Genomic DNA, 19,662 nt, shown 5'->3' with positions numbered 1-19,662 from the left:
GGATCACCCGCCGGCGCTGGATTTCACGTAATCGGCCTTGGGAGATGCGCTCATGCGGCGGCATTCGATCGACTACCTCAAGCGGGGCGGCCGCCAGCGCGGCATGCTCGTCCACCGCGGTTTCTGGGGCCACAAGGTGCCTCGGCTCATGCTGGGGTGTCGCCTCCGCGGGTACCGCCCCATGGTCGACGGGTACGGCCCGCACACGCCCGGCCTTGATGCGGCCCGCTGGGTCACCTGTCACTGCTGCGGCGTCTGCCCCGATCCGCAAGGCAGTCTCGACTCTCGGCACAGCCGGCCTGCCGCTGTGGACCGGCGAGGTTGAGTCCGGCTCCGTCATGCGCCGCCGGCGCGGGCGAAGCTTTGATGGCGCGGGCCCATGCCGCGGCTTAATCTGACGCCATGGTGCAGATGGGTCCTCAGCGGCTGATCAAGCGAAGCTTCCGTGTTTGGACTCTTCCGAGAATCATACTGTCAGGGCTGGCGGGCAATCTGCTCTGGGAAGTCGTGAAGAGCAATCTGCCTGCCACCGCGAGGTCTTCCTGGCCGTGGAGGTTCGTTATTCTCGATTCGTCGAGCACGGCCGCCATGGCGAGCATCCTGGCTGCGCTGATGATCGCGCGTGTCCAGTTATCCAAATCCATGGCTGCGGCAATCACCTGGACTGCGTATGACGATCCGAGCAGATATGTCAGGAACTCCAGATGGACGGTCCATATAAAGAACGGCGGCCCTGGTCGTGCGATCGTCTCTGGCGTGGTGTATCGAGTTCAGATCGTCGGCGCGGTGCCGGCGGGTGAGCATTGGGTGTCATGGTGGGATGCGGTTGCGGCCATTCAACGAACTGGGCTGAGGTTCCGCGATGACTTTTTCATTCTCGCGCTGGGCGAAGGAGCGGCGATCCCGCCATCTGGTCCGTCGGATACCGGTCTCGAAATATTTTCCCTCAACAGCAGGGCTGCGAGCAAGGTCGCGGAAGTATTGATGCGCGTCCAGGTGGACGATGTCATCGGCGACAAATACGAACGAACTATTACCTGTTGGCATGCGCCTTCGCGCCAGGCGTATGCGCAATTGGACAGCTCTCGGCACCCATTACTTCGGCGGTTGCTGAAAGGCCGATAGCTGCTTAAGGCGTTGAGCTGCTTCAGTGCGCGCGTTGGCGCACTCTCATACGCCGGCGACCGCGCTGGCAACGAGCCCGCCTCAACAGCCGGAACTACGCGGTGCTTGCGCTGGCCGGCGCTCCGCAAGCGGTGCTGGATGATCGACGTGGTGTCGGCAAGTGAGGCCGTCGCCGGTCTGGCCGCTCACCGCGGCACGTCGCCCGACGCGCTGAGGTGGCCCCGAAGGGAGAGTCGCGAGGCCACCTTCCGCGAGGGCCACCTTCCGCGAGGGCGGCATGCGCGCGATGCGGCACTGCATCGCGAGCCTGCTCTCGACCGCTCTTGATCGAGGACGCGAGCGGTCGAAGGCGGTCGCCGAGTGGATGGGACACCTCCGATGGAGGGGTGCTGCTCCTGTGGACCTGGAGCGAAGATCAGCGGACGTAGATGTTCGGCCGGGGCGGGGTGGGCATGCCGTCGCCGATGAAGAAGCTCGTGTGCGGCGGCTGGTTGTAGGCGGTGTTCTGCCAGGCGACCGACACCCGGTAGAGCGGGTCGTGCATCAGGGTGTAGATGCGCCGGTCGGTCGGCGTGGTCGTGGCGTAGATCCGCAGCGCGCGGTTGTCGCTCGTGGGCCAGATGACCTCCTCGCGCCAGTCGCCGAACAGGTCCGCCGACAGCGACGGGGTGGCCTTGGTGCCGTTGTTGGAGTGCACGCCCGAGGCGGTCAGCAGGCGGGTGTCGGCGCTCGTGCCGTACTTGTCGATCCTCGTCTGGTCGAGCAGTTCCCGGAGCGGGTCGGCGTCCCACCAGATGAGGAAGTTCACCGAGGACGGCTTGCGGCCGGCGTTGTTGCCGGTGACGCTGCGCAGGTTCTCGTCGTGGGCGGACCAGAACTCGCTCGCCACCCTGACGGTCGAGATGTCGCCGGCCACGCCGCGGCCGTTGTCGCCGTTGGCGGGGGTGGACCAGAGGATCTGGCCGTTGCGCGGGTCGATGTAGAGCGAGGAGGGCTGCGAGCCGGACTCGCTCACCTTGAAGTACTCCAGGCCCGGCCTGGCCGGGTCGAAGTCGCCCAGGTGCTGCGCGTCGCCGTGCCCGGTGCCCGTGGTCCACATGCCGGTGCCGTTGTCGTTCACGGCCATGGCGCCGTACACGATCTCGTCCCGGCCGTCCTGGTCGATGTCGCCGACGGACAGGCTGTGGCTGCCCTGACCGGTCCACTGCGAGCCCGCCGAGTTGCTGTCGAACGTCCAGCGCTTGGTGAGCGAGCCGTTGCGGAAGTCCCAGGCCGCGATCACGGAGCGGGTGTAGTAGCCGCGCGCCATGATCAGCGAGGGGCGCTCACCGTCCAGGTACGCCGTCCCGGCCAGGAACCGGTCCACCCGGTTGCCGTACGAGTCGCCCCAGGACGAGACGGTGCCGCGGGGCGGGTCGTAGGTGACCGTGGACATCGCGGCGCCGGTCTGGCCGTTGAACATGGTCAGGAACTCGGGGCCGGACAGGACGTACCCGCTCGAATTGCGGTAGTCGGCCGAGGCGTTGCCGATGACCGTGCCCTGGCCGTCCCTGGTGCCGTCGGCGGTCTTCATGGCGACCTCGGCCCGCCCGTCGCCGTCGTAGTCGTAGACCTGGAACTGGGTGTAGTGGGCGCCCGCGCGGATGTTCCGGCCCAGGTCGATGCGCCACAGCCGGGTGCCGTCCAGCCGGTACGCGTCCACGTACACGTTGCCGGTGTAGCCGGACTGGGAGTTGTCCTTGGCGTTGGACGGGTCCCACTTCAGCACGATCTCGTACCGGCCGTCGCCGTCCACGTCGCCGACGCTGGCGTCGTTGGCGCTGTAGGTGTACGCGACGCCGTCCGGCGTGGTGCCGCCCGACGGCGGCTGGATCGGCACGTCGAGGTAGGAGCCGCCGATGAAGCGGAGCGAGGCGGGCGAGGCGGCCTGCTCGGTCCCGCCGACCACCGCCCTGACCGTGTACGAGGCGTCGGCGGCGGCGCCGTTGTCCAGGTAGTTGGTGGAGGCGGTGAGGTTGGAGGCGACCCGGGTGGAGCCCCGGTACACGTTGAAGGCCACGCCGTCGGGGTCGGTGCCGAGCAGCCGCCAGGACACGAGGTTGCCCGATCCCGACCGGACGCTGACCAGGCCGCGGTCAAGGTCCTCCATCTGCTTCGTGGGCGGTGCGGCGTGGGCGGGCACGCCGCCGATCGCCAGGGCGAGAACCGTCACCATGCCGGCCAGTCGTAAACGCACGTTGCTGACTCCCTTCGTGGTAAGCGCTTTCCCAATGCCTGAAAAAACGAAACTTTCATCGCGGGCTCCGGCCGTGGGTTAGCGCTAACACGGATACGCCGGAAAGGAGGGTTCTCGTGGTGAGGGCCGGAGCTGCGGGAACGGTCACGGGACTCTCCTCGTCGGCGGCGGGGGCGCCCTGCCCCGCGCCGCGCGGTATTAAAGCCTCCGCTCCTTACACCCGCAAGCCCTCGGAGTCAGGTCAGGGCGTCCAGCGCGCGGTCGACGTCGTCGGCCGTGTTGTAGATGTGGAAACTCGCGCGTACCTTTCCCGCCCGTACGGCCGCCCGGATCCCGGCCGCCGCCAGCCGCTCGCCCGGCGCGTCCACGGAGACGATGGCGGTGTCGGACGGCTCCAGGCCGAGTCCGGCCCTGAACCGGTTGGCGAGGCCGACGTTGTGGTCGCGGACCCGCTCGACGCCGAGCTCGTTGAGCAGCTCGATGGCCGGGGCGGCGCCGACGTACGAGAACCAGGCCGGCGACAGGTCGAACGCCCGCGCGTCCGCCGCCAGCCGCAGCGGCGGGCCGTAGTAGGAGCCGCCCTCGTCGGCCCCCGCGTACCAGTTGGCGGCCAGCGGGCGCATGCGCTCGCGCAGGCCGGGCGACAGATAGCCGAAAGCGGCCCCGCGCGGCGCCATCAGCCACTTGTACGCGGCGCAGGCCAGCGCGTCGACGCCCTCGACGCTGACGGGCAGCCAGCCGCAGGACTGGGAGCCGTCGGCGATGACGAGCGCGCCATGAGCCCGTGCGGCCTCGACGATGTCCCGGAGCGGCGCGACGTACCCGGTGGCGGACTGGACGAGGCTGAAGGCGACGGCGGCGGTGGAGCCGTCGATCGCGTCGGCCAGCCGGTCGGCGGGCACGGTCTCGACCTCGGCGGCCACCGCCCACGGGAACAGGTTGCTGGTGAACTCGATCTCCGGCACCACGACCCGCGCGCCCGGCGGCAGCGCCGTGGCCACGGTGGACATGATCTGGGAGACGGTGGAGCTGATGGTGACATCGCCGGCCGAGACGCCGACGAGGCGGGCGAAGGCCTCGCGGGAGCGGCCGACGAACGCGTCCCATGGTTTCCAGTCGCTGCTGCCGTGCCGCCAGTCGGTCAGGACGGCTTGGAGCTCCTCGAAGGCGCTGCGCGGTGGCAGGCCGTAGGAGGCGGTGTTGAGCCAGCCGGGATCGGCGTCCCAGAGCGTGCCTGCAGAGGCGATGTCCATACGAGCGGCGTCCATGTGATCAGCATCTGCGATTTTCTGTGTTTACCTGAGTATTTTCGGCAAATTGGGTGGGCGTGGCCGTGGCGGGCCGTCCCGGTACTCGCCCAGCGCGAGTACCGGGGTGGCTGCGACGCGGTGGAAGCCGGTCCTGTGCTGAGAATCGCATACAAGCCCTGTACGTCCCGCTGGTGAGTGGGTCGCCTGGGGTGCCTGGCCCGCCGGACGCTGTCCCTTCCCTGGGAGGAATGGGGCGGGCACCGTGCGCCGGTCGGGCACACGGCTGGAGGTCATCAACGTGCTTACCGAGGTGGTGCGGGCTCCGGTGGCGCGGTGGGTACGGGTGGCGTGCTGGCCGAGCAGGCCGCGCGTGAGGATCCGCTCGGCGGCGGCCCAGTCCCGATCACACGACAGGCCGCAGGCCGGACAGTCGACCGTCTCCAACAGCATGCCGCACGACGGCATGCCGCCGTGCGGCGCTCGTACCGGCAGGCGCACCACACAACCGGCCCATTCTGATCGCAGGCCAACCGGCACGCCCCGCACGCCCTGTACCTCCGCCCATCCAGAGCGCGCAGCGCGGCGCCGGCCATGCTCGGTGGGGTCACCCCGCCGGGGTGACGTCCCTGATGAACACGATCCCGTCGGTCTCGCCCACCTGGGCGGGGTCCAGGGCGAAGTAGCCGTGGTTGGCGGAGGTGCGGAGAGCCAGTCCGGCGTCCGCGATGACCGTGCTCAGGCGCTGGGAGTCGATGAGGTGGCGGTTCTCGGGGAGGGCGGCGTACAGGACGCCCTCCAGGGTGTCCGGCGGGGGAGCGGCGATGCCGAGGTGGGGCGCCGCGCCGAGCGCCGTGGCGATGAAGGCGTACTCGGCGCCCACGTGCGCGGCGACGATCGCGCCCGCGCTCCACCACTCCAGCAGCAGGTCGCCGCCCGGCCAGCCGGCCGTCCGCCAGGCGCTCCTGTCGCGCTGGAGGTGGCGGTTGTGCGCGTAAACCAGTGCCGGCCCGTACAGCGGCGCGATGGCCAGGAGGTTCTCGGCCATCATCGCGTCCCGCAGTCTCATGAGGCGCGCGACGCGGGACGGCGACGGGTCGGCCATCCCGGCGTGGTAGCGGAGCAGGCCCGTGGCCGTGCGCCCGTACAAGGAGGCCCGCCACCACGCCTCCCGTGAGGTCGCGGCGATCAGGCGCGGCGACTCGGCCATGAGCAGGGCCACCAGGTCGTCGGCGACGAGGCGGAGCGCGACCGCGTCGCCGGACCGGCCGACGGACCGCGCGGGGGCCATGGTCGCCGCGGGGTCGGTCCACCGGGAGTCGGCGCCGAGCAGCCCGTCGAGGTCGGCGAAGGGCAGGACGTCGAGATGGGCGGCGAGGTAGCCGTGCAACCCGGCGAGCGCCTGCCGGGGGCTGCCGGGGCCGGCCATCTCGAGCGGGCCGTCGAAGCCGAAGAACCGGATCCGATCGGACGCCGGCCGGTCGCGGTTGTACGCCCGCATCCACGCCACGAGCTCCCGGTTCGCGGCCGACCCGCCGAGCCCGTGGCTGAACCCGCGCCGCATGACGTCGTCGAGCGTCCCCACACCCTCCCTGACGTAGTCGTCGACGATCAGACCCGCGAGGCAGTCGCTCTCGATCGCGATCGACCGGTACCCCTCGTGCTCGACGAGCTGACGGAAGACCTCGTTGCGCTGCGCCGGGAGCGCCTCCTCGCCGTGCAGGGGCTCACCCAGGCCGAGCAGGCGGGGCGGCGCAGGAAGGAGCCCGGTGATCGAGGCGCTGTCGAAGGGCCGGGCCGCGGCAAGGATCTCGGAAGCCATGCCTTCAACCGTATCGTTGAACTCTCTGTGTAAACTTTGCCGATGCCCCGTGAGCGACTCCGACCCGTGGACCTGGCGCGTGAGCACGGCCTGTCCACCCAGGCGATCCGAAACTACGAAGAAGCGGGCATCCTCCCGCCGGCCGCGCGCACGCCCAGCGGCTACCGCGCCTACACCCCGGCCCACGCGGGGGCCCTGCGCGCGTTCCTCGCCCTGGTGCCCGGCCATGGGCATCAGACGGCCACCTCGATCATGCAGGAGGTCAACGGCGGCGCCGTCGAGCAGGCCCTGCGGCTGATCGACGAGAGCCACGCCCAGCTGCTCGAGGACCGCAGCACGCTGCTGGCCGTCGAGCGGGCGCTCCGCGACCTGACCTCCGAGGACGGGCCCGCCGAACGGCCGGGGCCGGGCGGCGTCACCTTCATCGGCCCGCTGGCCAGAAAGCTCGGGATCAGGCCCGCCACCCTGCGTAAATGGGAGGCCGCCGGGCTGGTCAATCCGCGCCGCGACCCTCAAACCGGCTACCGCGTCTACACCGCCGCGGACGTGCGGGACGCCCGGCTGGCCCACCAGCTCAGGCGCGGCGGCTACCTGCTGGAGCAGATCGCGCCGCTGCTCGCCCAGGTGCGCGCCGCCGGAGGGCTGACGCCCCTGGAGGCGACCCTGCGCGACTGGCACGCCCGGCTCTCCGCGCGCGGCCGCGCCATGCTGAGCGGAGCCGCCGCTCTTGACGCCTACCTCCACGAAGGCCTGCCGAATGATTAAGATACAGTACAGCTCTGTATATTAATTAGCCATGACAGGCAGACGGGATGACGCCATGGGTGCATACGTGCTCGGCTTCCACGACATCGACAAGACCCTCCTCCCCCTGGTCGGTGGCAAGGGGGCCAACCTGGGCGAGCTGACCGCCGTCGAGGGCGCGCGCGTGCCACCGGGCTTCTGCGTCACCACCGAGGCCTACCGCGCGGTGGTGGAGTCGGACGGGACGGTCGCCGGGCTGATCGACGGGCTCTCCGGGCTGCGGGCGGACGACCGCGGCGGGATCGCGGAGGCGGCCACGCGGCTCAGGACGGCCGTCGAGACCCTGCCCGTGCCGCCCGAGATCGAGGGCGACATCCTGCGCCACCTCGACGAGCTCGGAGACGGGCCGTGGGCCGTGCGCTCCAGCGCCACCGCCGAGGACCTGCCGTCCAGCTCGTTCGCCGGGCAGCAGGACACGTACCTGAACGTCAGCGGAGCGCAGGCGGTGCTCGCGAACGTGCGGTGCTGCTGGGCGTCGCTGTTCACCGACAGGGCGGTCGCCTACCGCATCAAGAGCGGCTTCGACCACCGGGCGGTCCGCGTGTCCGTGGTCGTGCAGCGGATGGTCTTCCCCGAGGCGGCGGGCATCATGTTCACCGCCGACCCCGTGACGGGCAACCGGAACGTGGTCTCGATCGACGCCGGGTTCGGCCTGGGGGAGGCATTCGTGTCAGGCGTCGCCAACGCCGACAACTACCGGGTGCGCGCGGGCGAGATCATCGCGCGGAACGTCGTGACCCAGAGCGTCGAGCTGCGCCCGTCCCCGGACGGCGGCACCGAGGAGCGGGAGATCGAACCGGCGCGCCGGCACGTCCAAACCCTGACCGACGAGCAGATCGTCCGCCTCGAACGCCTCGGCCGCAGCATCGAGCGCCACTTCGGCCGCCCCCAGGACATCGAGTGGGGCCTGGTCGAGGGCGACTTCCAGATCCTCCAGAGCCGCCCCGTCACCACGCTCTACCCCGTGCCGGCCGTGACCGACGGCAAGAACCACGTCTTCATGTCGTACGGCCACCGCCAGATGATGACCGACGCCTTCAAGCCCCTCGGCCTGTCGGTCTTCGCCCTCCTACACGACCGGCTGGGCCGCTCGGCGGGCACGGTGTCCGGCGGCCGCTTCTACAAGGACGTGTCGCCCGAGCTGTCCTCGCCGTGGGCCCGCGCGGTCACGCTCAAGAGCCTCGGCCAGGTGGACGTCCTCATGGCCAACGCCCTGCGCCAGGTCCTGGCCAGGAAGGACTTCGTCCGCGACCTGGCCCACGGGAAGACCTCGATGCTGGACTTCGGCGAGGGCGGGCTGCTGCCGCTGGCCCGCCAGTACCTGAAGCTGTCCGGCGAGGACGACGCCAAGGTCGTGCCTGAGCTGATCGCCGAGAACGAGCGGACGGTCGAGGAGCTGCGGAAGGGCATCGCCGGAAAGTCGGGCGACGAGCTGTTCGCGTACATCTTGGACGACCACGACGTGCTGGCCCGGCTCACGTTCGACCCGCGCAGCGTGGCGGCGGCCTTCGTCGGCATCCAGGCGGTGAACTGGGTCAACAAGCACATGAAGGCCTGGCTCGGCGTGGAGAACGCCGCCGACGCCATCGCCCAGTCCGCCGACCACAACGTGGTGGCCGCCATGGGCCTCGACCTGCTCGACGTGGCCGACGCGATCCGTCCGTACCCGGCGGTGATCGAGCACCTCGAACGGGCCGGCCGTGACACGCTCCTCACCGGGCTCGACGGCCTGGAGGGCGGTCCCGAGGCCCGCGACGCGATCGAGCGCTATCTGCGCGTGTACGGGATGCATTGCTCGGGCGACATCGACATCACCAGGACGCGGTGGAGCGAGGATCCCACCCAGCTCGTTCCGCTCCTGCTCAGCAACGTCAGGAACTACGCGCCCGGCGAGCGCGCCCGCAAGGCGGAGCGGGGCCGCGCCGAGGCCGAGCGCACGATCGCCGACCTGCTGGAACGCCTCAGGGCGCTGCCCGGCGGCGAACGCAAGGCGAAGAAGGCGGCGCGGCGGATGAGCCTCATCCGCCACTTCATCGGCTACCGCGAGTACTCCAAGCACGCCCTCCTCCAGCGGTACGAGCTCTACAAGCGGGCACTGCTCGCCGAGGCCGCCCGGCTCGCCGAGCGGGGAGTGGTCAAGGAGCCCGAGGACGTGTTCTTCCTGTCGCTCGACGAGTTCCGGGAGGTGGCCCGGACGGGGCGGCTCGACCACGCCCTCGTCGAGGAGCGGCGTTCGGCGTTCGAGGAGTATCAGAAGCTCACGCCGCCGCGCGTCATCACCTCCGAGGGCGAGGTCATCTCCGGCGAGTACGACACCGGCGCCCTGCCGGAAGGCGCGCTGGCCGGCATCGCGGTGTCGTCGGGCGTCGTCGAAGGGCGGGCCCGGATCGTGCTGAGCATGGACGAGGCCGCCGTCGAAGAGGGTGACATCCTCGTCACGGTCTTCACCGACCCGAGTTGGTCGCCGCTGTTCGTCTCCGTCAAGGGAGTGGTGATGGAGGTCGGGGGAGTGATGACCCACGGCGCGGTCGTCGCCAGGGAGTACGGCCTGCCCGCGGTCGTCGGCGTGGAGAACGCCACGAAGCGCATCGAGGACGGGCAGCTCATCCGGCTCAACGGCACCGAAGGGTACGTCGAACTGCTCTGACCTGGCCGGATGCGGGCGCTGGCGGTGGCGGGCCTGCTGGGCATGCTCTTCGTGTTCCCGCTCATGTACCAGGACGTGCTGGAGGCCTCGGCGGCGCGGCGCTGGTCGCGGTGCTCGCCCTGGCCGAGCCGGGGGAGTGGGGGCTGCGGGCGCCATGTTCGGGGTGGGGCTGGTGCTCGGCCAGGCGGTGACGGCGGTGCAGGTGTCGGCGTTCGCGGCGGTCGGGCCGGAGGTCATGGGCCGGGCGATGACACTGTTCCAGTCGGTACGCATGCTCGGCGGCGGCCTCGGGGTGGGGCGTGCGCGCTGGCGGCCTCGCACGCGGGGTACCGCGCCGCCCTGCTGGTGGCGACGGCGTTCCTGCTGGGCGCGTTCCTGACGGCCGCGAAGGCGTCCGTACCGAGGGAACCTGCCCCGAAAATCCCTTTCTGAGGCTGACGGCGGTCGGCGAGACGACTGCCGGGCGCCTATTCGAACAGGGACGTGTCTCCCGTGCCCCGGCGGAGAATCTCGGGCTCCTCCTGCGAGAAGTCGACGACGGTCGTCGGCGTGGCGCCGCATTCGCCGGAGTCGATGACCGCGTCCACCACGTGGTCGAGCCGCTCCTTGATCTCCCAGCCCTGCGTCGAAGGTTCGGTCTCGTCGGGCAGCAGCAGGGTGCTGGACACCAGCGGTTCGCCGAGCTCGGCCAGCAGCGCCTGGGTGACGACGTGATCAGGGATGCGGACGCCGACCGTCTTCTTCCGGGGATGCAGCAGCCGCCGCGGAACCTCCTTGGTCGCGGGCAGAATGAACGTGTAACCACCGGGAGTCGCCGCCTTGACCTGGCGGAACAGCGCATTGCTCAGATGCACGAACTGGCCGAATTGGGCGAAGTCACGGCATACCAGGGTGAAGTGGTGGTCGCTGCCAAGGCCCCGGATCTCCCTGATCCGGTCCAGGCCCTCCTTGTTGCCCGGTCGGCATCCGAGGGCATAGCACGAGTCGGTGGGGTAGGCGATGAGCCCGTCGGCCCGCAGGATCTCGGCGATCTGGCTGATCAAGCGAGGCTGGGGATTGTCCGGATGAAGATCGAAGTATCTGGCCACGCCTCGGATCTTAGGGCTCGGCCTCATGGCGGCACAGGCGGCCCCAGGTCAGTACGGTCTCGCCGTCCGGCAGCGTTGCGCAGGGCACCCGCATCGGAACGGCCAGTGGCGGCAACCCGAACCCCGACCGCTCGCTGACGCCACTGGCCGTTCGCTTGCTGCTCAAGTGCCGCAGTGACGCGTGGATCTCGGTGCCATGTGGCTTGCCCAGGGAAGGTGGGGACTTCAGGTCAGCAGTTCGGCGATCTCGTTGGAGACGCTGATGTACGTGTTGTCATCCTTGTACTGGTAAATCCCGATCGGTGCCTTCGCTGGGTCACCCTTGTCGGTGAGATCGATGGGGCCGCTTGCCCCGTCGTAGTTGATGTCCTTGGCCGAGGCCAGAAGCCGGGCGCACGTGCGGAAGTCGGTGCACCGCTCGCCGCCCCTGGTCACGTCCGCCATGGCGCGAGCGATGCTTTTCGGATCGTCGCGCCCTGCGGCGAGAGCGGCCGGCGCGGCGACGATCGTCGCGTCGTAGGCCTCCGGCGCGTACTTGAAATCCGTCACCCCCGGGTCGAAGGATGCCAGCCGCCGCCGAAAGGCGTCGGTGACCTCGGCTCCCGCCAGGGTTGCCTTGACCCCGGTGAGGGTGCCCCGCGGGAGGCCGCTGCTGCCGGTGGTCCCGTAGAAGGACAGGTTGCCGTCCACGAAGTACCACCTGTGCCGGTCGACGCCCAGCCCCTGCCGCACCAGCTCTCGCGCGATCGCGGCCGTCTCACCGCGGCCGACCACCACGATCGCGTCCGGGGCCCAGGCCTTGATCTTCCCCACCTCGGTGGCGTAGCTCGCGTCAAAGACGTCGTAGGTCTCGGCATGAACATGGGTGAGGCCACGGTTCCCCAGCGACCTGCGAATGCGCCCGCTCAGCCCGCTTCCGTAGGCGTCGTCCACCGCCAGCACGCCCACCCGCCGGCTGCCGTCTGCCGCGATAAGACCTCCGAGGACGTCGCCCTGGACGGAATCCGGTGCCACCATGCGGAAGTACAGGCCGCCGTCGTCGACGTCAGTGAGCTGGTCATCGGTGGCTGTGGGTGAGATCTGCACCACGCCGGCGCTTTTGACCTGGTCGATCAGCTCGAGCGACATCGACGAAGTGGTCGGGCCGATGACGACGTCGGACCCACCTGAGATCAGCCGGGTCAGCGCGCTTCTGGTATCGGTCGGCGGGGCGCTGATGCAGGCCGGCGTGCTCAAGGCCGCCAGCTGCGGAGGGGCCGCCTCCTACAGCGAGGTGGGTGCCGGCGGGAATCGCGACTGGATCCTCAGTCAGCTCACCAAGCTGCCGTACACCTCCTTCGGGGTGGCGGACTCCACGAGATATGCCTCTGGCCTGCAGTGATGGGCAGAGCTCAGGTCCGGCCCATCAGCCTGAGACCTCTGTACAAGAGGCATATCCGTTGGATAGTGCGCCATGACCACAGTCCTTGAAGCTGGGGGTCACAGGCTGCGGGCGGTGATGTCGCCGTTGGAGGTGGTGGCGTGGATGTCGAGTTCGGTGGTGCCGTTGTTCTTGAGGGCGTTGGCGATGCGGCCGTGGCTGGTGCCGGCGTCCAGGGCGGCCGAGACCCCGGCGGCCGCGGCGATCGAGATGTCGCCGGACTGGGTGCTGAGCACAACCTTGCCGCCCACGGCCTCGGCGATCCGGATGTCGCCCCGTGCGGTGCTGATCTCCGCGGGGCCGCCCAGCCGGCCGATCTCGACGTCGCCGTCGACCGCGGTGAGGCGGAGGCTCGCCGCCTCCTCGATCGTGATCTGGCTGTACGCGCCGTCGAAGACGACATCGCCAAGGTGGCCGACGGTCCGCAGTTCGGCGCTGGCCGCCTTGGCCTCGACGCGGGAGCCGGCGGGCAGCTGGACCGTCACCTCGATGGACCCGGACGGGCCGAAGTACTGGTTCTTCTCCGCTGCCGTCTCGATCCGCAGGACGCCGTCGGCGTATGCGACCGTGGTCTGCTCCGCCGCCTTCACATCACGACTCTTTGCGGCGTTCGCGGGCAGGACCTCGACCACGGTGTCCACCCGGTCCGCGGCGACGAAGCGGACGCGTCCGGCGGGGATGTCCAGGACAGCGGAGATGGCGGCGGGGGTGTCGAACTTCTGCATGATGGGCTCCTTGTGCTGCGTTGTTTCGCTGTATGTCCTCCACCATCGCCGACCGCTCTGATACCGGGCCGTCGCCGCCCTGACGTCGCCGCTGACATACGGCGGGAAGTCGCCGGCCGGGGATGACCCCACCTGGTGAGCATTTCCAATGCCACTGCGGGGGATCGCTCGATCTTGGCGATCGGCGCCGCAATCCCGCGTCGTGGGCCGCTCCTATCCTCTGGCCGTCCGAAGCGCAGGCAGGAGAGGCCGCACAGCCGGCGTCAATGCGATCCTCTCCATTCATGAGAAGATCCACATGATGACTGGTCTGATGAGCGGCTGCGGCCGCCGAGAAAAGGCGACGGCCACAGCCATGATCACCACGGCTCCTCCGCGGGCATCAAGCCGAGCAGTTCCGGCGAGCTCTGCCCGCGCGTGCGATGGCGTACGGCCCGCAGGGGCCGGCCGCGGCGATGTCCGCACAACGGACGGTAGCCCCGTGCGGTGCTCCACTTGCCGGCGCGCGGAAGATCGAGCCAAGCGAGGCCGGGAGCTCTTCACCATCGCCCTTCTCTCGTTGCGCACGTGGTGAGCATGTCAGCCGCGCCGACCGAGGACCGCAATTCGCTCGCGGACACCGGGGCCTATGCGCCGGCAAGCAGCGAAGGTACGGGTCAGAGCGTGCCCGGAGCCTCGCCGCGCCTGACAAGACCCCCCGGCATCGGCGGGATCGCCGGGTTGCGGCTGCGTCATCGACGCGGCGACGGTGGACAGGTGTCCCAGGCAGACGTGGACCTCATCGACGCCTTGGACCCTCTCGCGTGGCGAACCGTGGCCGACTGGCTGCAGGAACGACCCAGCGTGGCCGGGAGAGGCGCCCGCGTGCAGATCCTGGCCGCATTTCTCCGCTGGTTGCATACGGTCGAGCCGGGCCTCAACCTGCTCGCCGTCACCGGAGAGCACGTTGACACCTATTGCCGGCAGGCCCGGTCCGGGGCGCTCACCGTCGGTGTACGCATTCCAGGAAAGCCTCTCGCAAGCGCCACGGTCACCGCGAGAGGCCGCGTGTTGTCCTCCTTCTACCGCTTCGCCTGGTCAGCCGGTGTTCTCCCGCAAGCGGCCACGCCGTCGGACACCACCTGTCCGCGCGCGATGACCCGTGACGAACGGCGGCAGCTACGCCGTGGTGCCTCCTGCTTGGCAGCCGACGGTCGCCTGGCGGAGGCTGTGGCCGTGGCCCTGCTCGAAGCAACAGGGGCCAGCGCGGACGCGCTGGCGAGCTTGACCGGTCACGACCTGCATGCCGTAGGCGATGGCTCCGGCAAGTCGCTCGTGCTGATCACCGTGCGCAACAGTCAGCGGGATGTCGTGACCTTCCCGGTACCCGAGTGGGTCATTCCCTGGCTCCGGGCGCGGAGTTCGCCCAGGTCGCCCGGGGAGCTGCTGATCGCGCGCGACGATGGTCGCCCTACGGACCCGGAGTGGTTGAGACTCGCGCTGGTGGACGCGGCGCTCGCCGGCGGGATTCCTGAACGGAGGGCCAAGGCGCTACGCCCGCCCATGTTGCGTGCTGTGGCTGCTGCATCTCTCGTGGAGCAGGCGACCTACGCCGACGTATGTGCCTCATTTCCAGGAAGAAGATAGGGAACGCTGTTCCGGCGAGGTCCGGCGTCTGGTGCATGCCCTGCCACGTCTCGAAGGGGTCTATAAATCTACAACGTAAAGGCGCCGGGCCGGAGGTCCACGACTGTCAGAGCAAGGACGACGGCAGCGTCGAGGAGAGACCTGTCGGCGGTAGCGGACACGGCGGCGGCCGCGAACGCGGGATCGTGCGGCACGGCGTCCCCCGAGCCGATGTCGAGCATGGGATGGATGGCCCGCACGACGTGCGACACGTTTGCCATGTCCGTCATCGCGAACGGCTCCCGTTCCACGGGCTCCGGCCGCCCCAGCGCTCTGGCGTTGGCCGCGTAGAGGCGGGCGAGGCCGCCGTCGTCGCGGAAGTCGAGGTAGTCGGGCTCCGGCCGGGTCAGGTGTGCCTGGCAGCCGGTGGCCAGGGCCGCGCCCTGGAGGCAGGCCTCGACGCGGGCGCGCAGCCCGACGAGGTCCTCCGCGGCGCCCCCCTTGGCGGCGGGCCTTGTCATCGACGACCTGGTCAAGGCGCTGTCGGGCGGCTAGCTCGCCGATGCCGCCGTGCGCGCCTTCGTGAGACCAGAGGTGGCCATGGCGATCACCATGACCAGGACGACGGCCACGGCGGCCCAGCCTGCGAACCACGCCCCACCGCAAAGGGCGCGGCGCACGCGGATCCCACGGCCCGATCGGCGATCCGCCCGCTCTTCCGCAGGGCGCGGTAGATCGCGTGTCCGGCGAGGAGGACCGCGTCAACCAGGGTTGGACGTGGCCGTGGAGCCGGTGAATGAGGCCGGCGACCACCACCAGGTGGGCTCCGGTGAAGGCTTGCAGGAGCTCAGGCCGACCCGCCGTCGTCGCTGCCGGTCGGTGCCAACCCGATGATCGGTGGATGTCCGGCCCTCGAGGCGTCACACGACGGCGACGGCGTCGATCTCGACGAGGAACCCGGGGCCCAAGCCGGCCACGACATGGACCGTGATGGCCGGCGGCGGGTCGGCCGGGTTCCACACCTGCCGGAAGGCGGCCACACCCTCGTCGAACGAGTGGCCGTCCACCACGGCGATGCGCCAGTGCACGATGTTCGCCAAGCTCGCCCCCTCGCTCTCCAAGATGGTCGCGAGGTTGCGGAACACCTGCCCGGCCTGCTCCCCGACCGTGGGACCGACGACCTTTCCGTCGGCGCCGACGCCGTTCTGCCCGCCGATGTAGATCGTCTTCGTCGGCTGTTCGACCACGACGGCCTGGCTGAAAGCCGGGCTGCGATGGAGTCCCTCGGGATTGATGTGCCGTACGCCCATGTGTCGCCCTCCTCCTCTGATGGCGAAACCAGTTAAAGCGGTTTCGCTCGCGACACCACTTATAGTGGTTTCATGCGAGCAAATGCAACCGGACGGGTGCTGCACGACCCCAAGGGCGGGTCGTTCCGGTTCGACGCCGGCGCCGTCTGCCTGGACTTCGCCCACACGGGCGGCGAGGGCCAATACGCGGTATTCGAGACCCTCCACGAGCCTGCCGACCTCAGCGAATGGCTGGCCCAGCCGCCGCTGGCCGCGGTCATGACGGTCCCCGTGACGACCCGCGAGCTGGCCGAGGCCAAGACCCTGCGCCAGGCGATCTGGGACGCGGCGCACGCCCGGGCGGCGCATGGCCCCCTCCCCGCCGAGGCCGTCGCGACCATCAACCGGGCCGCGGCCGAGGCGCCGCTGATCCCCGAGCTGGCCGCCGACGGCACGACCGCGGGGTGGGCGCCGCCGGTACGGGCCACGCAAGCGCTGTCGACGCTGGCGCGCGAGATGATCGAACTGCTCTCCGGGCCGCTCTCCGAGCGCATCCGCGAGTGCGCGAGCGACAACTGCCCGCTGGTGTTCGTCGACACGTCCCGACCCGGCGCCCGGCGCTGGTGCGCGATGGAGCGCTGCGGCAACCGCCACAAGCTCCGGGCCCACCGCGCCCGGCAGTCCACGGACTCGTGACGGGCACGGCCAAGTTGCTCAGCAGTGGTTGGGATATAGGCCCCGTCAAGACGAGTGGTCAATACGCCATAAAAAGCATGGTCGGCCTGCCGCATTTGTGCTCTCTGCGAAGATGTCGGTCTTGCAACATGATTACCGCAAAAGGAAGACGAACTTCAGCTAATCAGCCAATGACAGTGTCAATCAGCGAGTTGACGACGAGGCATTGAGAAAGTGGCTACTTCGGAGGGCGTCGTCGGCGCGCGTGCCATGCCACGGTAGCCTCCGGAAAGACCCAGATGGCACTGCTTGATCGGGCCGTCGCCCTGCGAGGCTTGACGCTGACCAGGCGATCACCCGCCCAGCGGGTCCGAAAATCACTATTCAGCGTTCCGGAAACCAGGGACGCGCGATGAGTCGCCCGGCTTATGCGATAAACGTGATCGTTGTTCTACGGGGCGTGGTGGAATATGAGCCCCCCTTGCGTTTTCGTCCCATAGGACGCATCATTTCGATCATCGGCTGGGCCGCGCATGAAGTCGCAGGATCACCCGTAACCCGGGCATGCGCGGTCCCTGCCAGACCTTCTCTGTTCTGACCGAGCATCCGTCTGCCTCCGGCAAGGCTTTCTCCATGGGCCTTGCCTGCTCCTCCAGCCACCCGCATTCGTCTGTCCGCTCCCCGGCCGACCGCGCAGGCCTGCCTGCCGTGTCACGAGGGTCGGGGCACCCCCTGTTCCACGTTCGGGAAGGACTCTTCATGATCCGTCGTACACTCATCGCCGCGGCGCTGGCCGCGACGGCCCTCGTCACCCTCCCCGCCGGTCCCGCGCAGGCCAGGGCCTGCGCGCTCGGCTCCCGATGCGTCACCACGTACTACTCCGACGGCATCGGCAGCCAGGTGGTCGGCGGCAGCGTCGAGGGTTGCGACGGCTCCTCTTACGCATGGGGCGTGCGCACCATATACAAGGACTGGTCCGAAACCCCCTGTAGCTGATTCCCCGCCGTTTCCCGCGATCAGGAAGGACAATTCATGATCCGTCGCGTACTGGCCGTCACGGTCCTGGCCGCCGCCACGCTCGCCACCGTACCGTCCGCCGCGCAGGCCGCCCCTCGCTGCCCGGCCGGCTACGAGTGCAACACTCAGTACTTCTCCGACGCCGCGCGCACCAACTTGGTGGGGGTCAAGACGGAATTCTGCGATGGCGAGGTCTCGACCTGGGGCAGGCTCTCCGGCTACATCAGCTGGTCCTCGAGCCCCTGCAGGGACTGATGGAAGGCATCCGGCAGGGCCCGCACCGGCGGCCCTGCCGGATGCTTCTGATGGCCGCCGCCGCTCATAGCTGCTGATCCGTACAAGCTCGAGCGTGGGAGCGGATGCGGTCGGACTGATCGTGGACTGGGAGCCGGTCGTCGCCGCGTGTGCCTCCGCCGGGAGCATGGGGTTCGGCTGGCGAGACCCTGACGGCGGCGATCTGCGCCTGCGGCCGTGGCGGGTACGGAAGCTGGTCGACGCCGCCTTCGCCGGCACCGCCTGCGCCTTCTCCTGGGACGAGCAAGGCGCGCTCTGGGTACGGCCCCGAGGCGCGCACGTGCTGCGGTGCGACGAACGGGGCGAGGTCCGGGCCGAGCCGCGAAAGTCCGGCAAGCCGGTCGATCTCAAGCTCGGCGGCATTCCGGGTGTGGACCGCCGTCGGATGCCCGGGCCGGGAATGCCGCTCGTCGAGGCCGGGTGGTATTACCGGCAATTCCGCGAGAGCCTGCCCGATGCGATCCGGCAGCCCGCCGACGCGCTGGTGGCCCTGCTGTACCCGGAGTCGCTTGGAGCGCCCACGCGTCACGACGATCTCAGCGTGGACGCCTCCGTGCCGTTGGCCGCCCCGGTCGTCTACGGGCTTCGCCCGGCCACCGTACTCCGGGCCGTCCGGCATGGGGCGGACATCTCCTGGGCCGCCCTTCGCGACGCCATGGAGAAGACCGCCGAGGAGTTCGACGCGTTCGAGAGGTTCGAAACCGCGATGACGTGGCAGACGCGCTGGTTGACCGAGGCGGGCGACCGTGGCCGGGGCGTCATCGCGCTGATCATGTTGTAAGCGGATCACCTTGTCCCCGGCAGGGTGCGGCCATCGAGGAGAGCGCCTGGAGGGCGTGGTGGGAGGGGGTGTCCGGGGCGGCGGTGTAGAGGACGAGGCGGTGCTCGCCGCCCGGCAGGGGCAGGATCTCGCAGTCGAGCTCGATCTCTCCCACCACGGGGTGAACCGCCCGCTTCGTCACCGTTCGCGGCACCTCGATCTCAAGCTCGGCCCACAACTCGGCGAACAGCGGGTTGGCCGCCGACAGCTCGCTCACCAGGCGCCGTACGTCCGGATCGTCCGGGTGGCGGGCGCTGGCCCGCAGGTCGGCGACGGCCTGGCGGGCGAACTCGGCATGGTCGGGCGGCAGCGTCGGCGAGCCGAACAGCCAGCGGAGCGTGTTGCGCTCGCGGGCGGGCACGTCGGAGGGGTCGCCGATGAGGGCAGCCAGCATGCGGTTCCAGGCCAGCACGTCCCAGCAGACGTTGATCACCATGGCTGGGACGGCGCCGAGCCGTTCCAGGAGGCGCAGGACGTTCGGGGGAGGCCCGGCCGGGACTCCGAGGCGCGGCGCGGGAGGCCGGCCGCCGATGCGCAGCAGGTAGTCGTGCTCGTCGCCGGTCAGCCGCAGGGTGCGCCCGAGCGCGGACAGGACCTGCTCGGACGGCTGCGGCCCGCGTCCCTGCTCCAGCCGGATGTAGTAGTCGACCGAGATGCCGGCCAGCAGCGCGACCTCCTCGCGCCGCAGCCCGGCCGTCTGGCGGCGGTGGCCGGGCGCCAGCCCCACCTGTTCCGGTTGGAGCCGCGCCCGCCGGCTGCGCAGGAAATCTGCTAGTTCGGTGCGCTTGCTCATGGCCTCCACTCCATGGCTCCATCTTCGCCCAGCGGACTGGTACCGCGAGTCCCAG

The 19,662-nt window shown here is 69.7% G+C and carries 20 protein-coding genes; 10 read left to right on the top strand and 10 right to left on the bottom strand.

The window, feature by feature from the left end:
* Positions 1 to 402: 402 nt before the first annotated feature.
* Positions 403 to 1,125, top strand: coding sequence for a hypothetical protein (locus ABD830_RS16550; protein ID WP_344987969.1), 723 nt, complete (start codon positions 403 to 405; stop codon positions 1,123 to 1,125).
* Positions 1,126 to 1,540: 415 nt separating this feature from the next.
* On the opposite strand, the gene ABD830_RS16545 is transcribed toward ABD830_RS16550, so the two are convergent.
* The 3 genes from ABD830_RS16545 to ABD830_RS16535 all read right to left on the bottom strand — a co-directional run bounded on the left by ABD830_RS16545 (position 1,541) and on the right by ABD830_RS16535 (position 6,430).
* Entirely contained in the window at positions 1,541 to 3,361 is a 1,821-nt protein-coding gene (locus tag ABD830_RS16545; RefSeq protein ID WP_378520841.1) for a rhamnogalacturonan lyase, read from the bottom strand.
* Between the two features lie 236 nt (positions 3,362 to 3,597).
* Complete coding sequence (locus ABD830_RS16540; protein WP_344987967.1) at positions 3,598 to 4,629, bottom strand: aminotransferase class V-fold PLP-dependent enzyme; 1,032 nt, start codon at positions 4,627 to 4,629, stop codon at positions 3,598 to 3,600.
* Positions 4,630 to 5,215: 586 nt separating this feature from the next.
* Positions 5,216 to 6,430: an erythromycin esterase family protein gene (locus tag ABD830_RS16535; RefSeq protein WP_344987966.1), complete on the bottom strand. Its 1,215-nt coding sequence runs from the start codon at positions 6,428 to 6,430 to the stop codon at positions 5,216 to 5,218.
* 42 nt (positions 6,431 to 6,472) lie between these two features.
* On the opposite strand from ABD830_RS16535, the gene ABD830_RS16530 reads away from it, so the two are divergent.
* The 3 genes from ABD830_RS16530 to ABD830_RS16520 all read left to right on the top strand — a co-directional run bounded on the left by ABD830_RS16530 (position 6,473) and on the right by ABD830_RS16520 (position 10,260).
* Positions 6,473 to 7,195 (top strand): TioE family transcriptional regulator, encoded by a 723-nt coding sequence (locus ABD830_RS16530; protein WP_344987964.1) that lies wholly within the window; start codon positions 6,473 to 6,475, stop codon positions 7,193 to 7,195.
* A gap of 31 nt (positions 7,196 to 7,226) precedes the next feature.
* Positions 7,227 to 9,881, top strand: a complete 2,655-nt coding sequence (rph, locus tag ABD830_RS16525; protein WP_344987962.1) for a rifamycin-inactivating phosphotransferase — start codon at positions 7,227 to 7,229, stop codon at positions 9,879 to 9,881.
* A 154-nt stretch (positions 9,882 to 10,035) separates the two neighbouring features.
* Positions 10,036 to 10,260: a hypothetical protein gene (locus ABD830_RS16520; protein WP_344987960.1), complete on the top strand. Its 225-nt coding sequence runs from the start codon at positions 10,036 to 10,038 to the stop codon at positions 10,258 to 10,260.
* 88 nt (positions 10,261 to 10,348) lie between these two features.
* Here ABD830_RS16520 and ABD830_RS16515 read toward each other — a convergent pair whose 3' ends face one another.
* The 3 genes from ABD830_RS16515 to ABD830_RS16505 are packed head-to-tail and all read right to left on the bottom strand — an operon-like array spanning position 10,349 to position 12,205.
* Positions 10,349 to 10,969, bottom strand: coding sequence for an L-threonylcarbamoyladenylate synthase (locus tag ABD830_RS16515; protein WP_138714148.1), 621 nt, complete (start codon positions 10,967 to 10,969; stop codon positions 10,349 to 10,351).
* Between the two features lie 10 nt (positions 10,970 to 10,979).
* Entirely contained in the window at positions 10,980 to 11,135 is a 156-nt protein-coding gene (locus ABD830_RS16510; protein WP_344987956.1) for a hypothetical protein, read from the bottom strand.
* A gap of 59 nt (positions 11,136 to 11,194) precedes the next feature.
* Positions 11,195 to 12,205 (bottom strand): ABC transporter substrate-binding protein, encoded by a 1,011-nt coding sequence (locus tag ABD830_RS16505; protein WP_344987954.1) that lies wholly within the window; start codon positions 12,203 to 12,205, stop codon positions 11,195 to 11,197.
* Here ABD830_RS16505 and ABD830_RS16500 point away from each other — a divergent pair.
* Positions 12,117 to 12,350, top strand: coding sequence for a hypothetical protein (locus ABD830_RS16500; protein ID WP_344988728.1), 234 nt, complete (start codon positions 12,117 to 12,119; stop codon positions 12,348 to 12,350). The genes ABD830_RS16505 and ABD830_RS16500 overlap by 89 nt on opposite strands.
* Before the next feature lie 98 nt (positions 12,351 to 12,448).
* On the opposite strand, the gene ABD830_RS16495 is transcribed toward ABD830_RS16500, so the two are convergent.
* On the bottom strand, positions 12,449 to 13,114 hold the full coding sequence (locus tag ABD830_RS16495) for a DUF4097 family beta strand repeat-containing protein (protein WP_344987952.1): 666 nt from the start codon (positions 13,112 to 13,114) through the stop codon (positions 12,449 to 12,451).
* Positions 13,115 to 13,690: 576 nt separating this feature from the next.
* On the opposite strand from ABD830_RS16495, the gene ABD830_RS16490 reads away from it, so the two are divergent.
* Entirely contained in the window at positions 13,691 to 14,740 is a 1,050-nt protein-coding gene (locus ABD830_RS16490; RefSeq protein ID WP_344987950.1) for a hypothetical protein, read from the top strand.
* 68 nt (positions 14,741 to 14,808) lie between these two features.
* Here the strand turns inward: ABD830_RS16490 and ABD830_RS16485 are convergent, their stop codons facing one another.
* Together ABD830_RS16485 and ABD830_RS16480 are read right to left on the bottom strand one after the other, a co-directional pair.
* The gene (locus ABD830_RS16485; protein ID WP_344987948.1) at positions 14,809 to 15,240 is read right to left on the bottom strand and encodes a zinc-binding metallopeptidase family protein; all 432 of its coding nucleotides are present in this window, start codon (positions 15,238 to 15,240) and stop codon (positions 14,809 to 14,811) included.
* A 399-nt stretch (positions 15,241 to 15,639) separates the two neighbouring features.
* On the bottom strand, positions 15,640 to 16,029 hold the full coding sequence (locus ABD830_RS16480; RefSeq protein ID WP_344987946.1) for a RidA family protein: 390 nt from the start codon (positions 16,027 to 16,029) through the stop codon (positions 15,640 to 15,642).
* A gap of 72 nt (positions 16,030 to 16,101) precedes the next feature.
* On the opposite strand from ABD830_RS16480, the gene ABD830_RS16475 reads away from it, so the two are divergent.
* The 4 genes from ABD830_RS16475 to ABD830_RS16460 all read left to right on the top strand — a co-directional run bounded on the left by ABD830_RS16475 (position 16,102) and on the right by ABD830_RS16460 (position 18,775).
* A complete protein-coding gene (locus ABD830_RS16475) occupies positions 16,102 to 16,704 on the top strand; it encodes a CGNR zinc finger domain-containing protein (protein ID WP_344987944.1) in 603 nt (200 codons plus the stop codon).
* 738 nt (positions 16,705 to 17,442) lie between these two features.
* The gene (locus ABD830_RS16470) at positions 17,443 to 17,679 is read left to right on the top strand and encodes a DUF6289 family protein (RefSeq protein WP_344987942.1); all 237 of its coding nucleotides are present in this window, start codon (positions 17,443 to 17,445) and stop codon (positions 17,677 to 17,679) included.
* A gap of 36 nt (positions 17,680 to 17,715) precedes the next feature.
* A complete protein-coding gene (locus tag ABD830_RS16465) occupies positions 17,716 to 17,955 on the top strand; it encodes a DUF6289 family protein (RefSeq protein ID WP_344987940.1) in 240 nt (79 codons plus the stop codon).
* 94 nt (positions 17,956 to 18,049) lie between these two features.
* On the top strand, positions 18,050 to 18,775 hold the full coding sequence (locus ABD830_RS16460) for a hypothetical protein (protein ID WP_344987938.1): 726 nt from the start codon (positions 18,050 to 18,052) through the stop codon (positions 18,773 to 18,775).
* On the opposite strand, the gene ABD830_RS16455 is transcribed toward ABD830_RS16460, so the two are convergent.
* Positions 18,765 to 19,607, bottom strand: coding sequence for a helix-turn-helix transcriptional regulator (locus ABD830_RS16455; protein WP_344987936.1), 843 nt, complete (start codon positions 19,605 to 19,607; stop codon positions 18,765 to 18,767). The genes ABD830_RS16460 and ABD830_RS16455 overlap by 11 nt on opposite strands.
* Positions 19,608 to 19,662: the final 55 nt, after the last annotated feature.

It is taken from the genome of Nonomuraea helvata (genome assembly GCF_039535785.1).
Taxonomy (GTDB): domain Bacteria; phylum Actinomycetota; class Actinomycetes; order Streptosporangiales; family Streptosporangiaceae; genus Nonomuraea; species Nonomuraea helvata.
The sequence above is the reverse complement of the archived record's forward strand: the minus strand, read 5'-3'. Positions and strand labels throughout refer to the sequence as shown.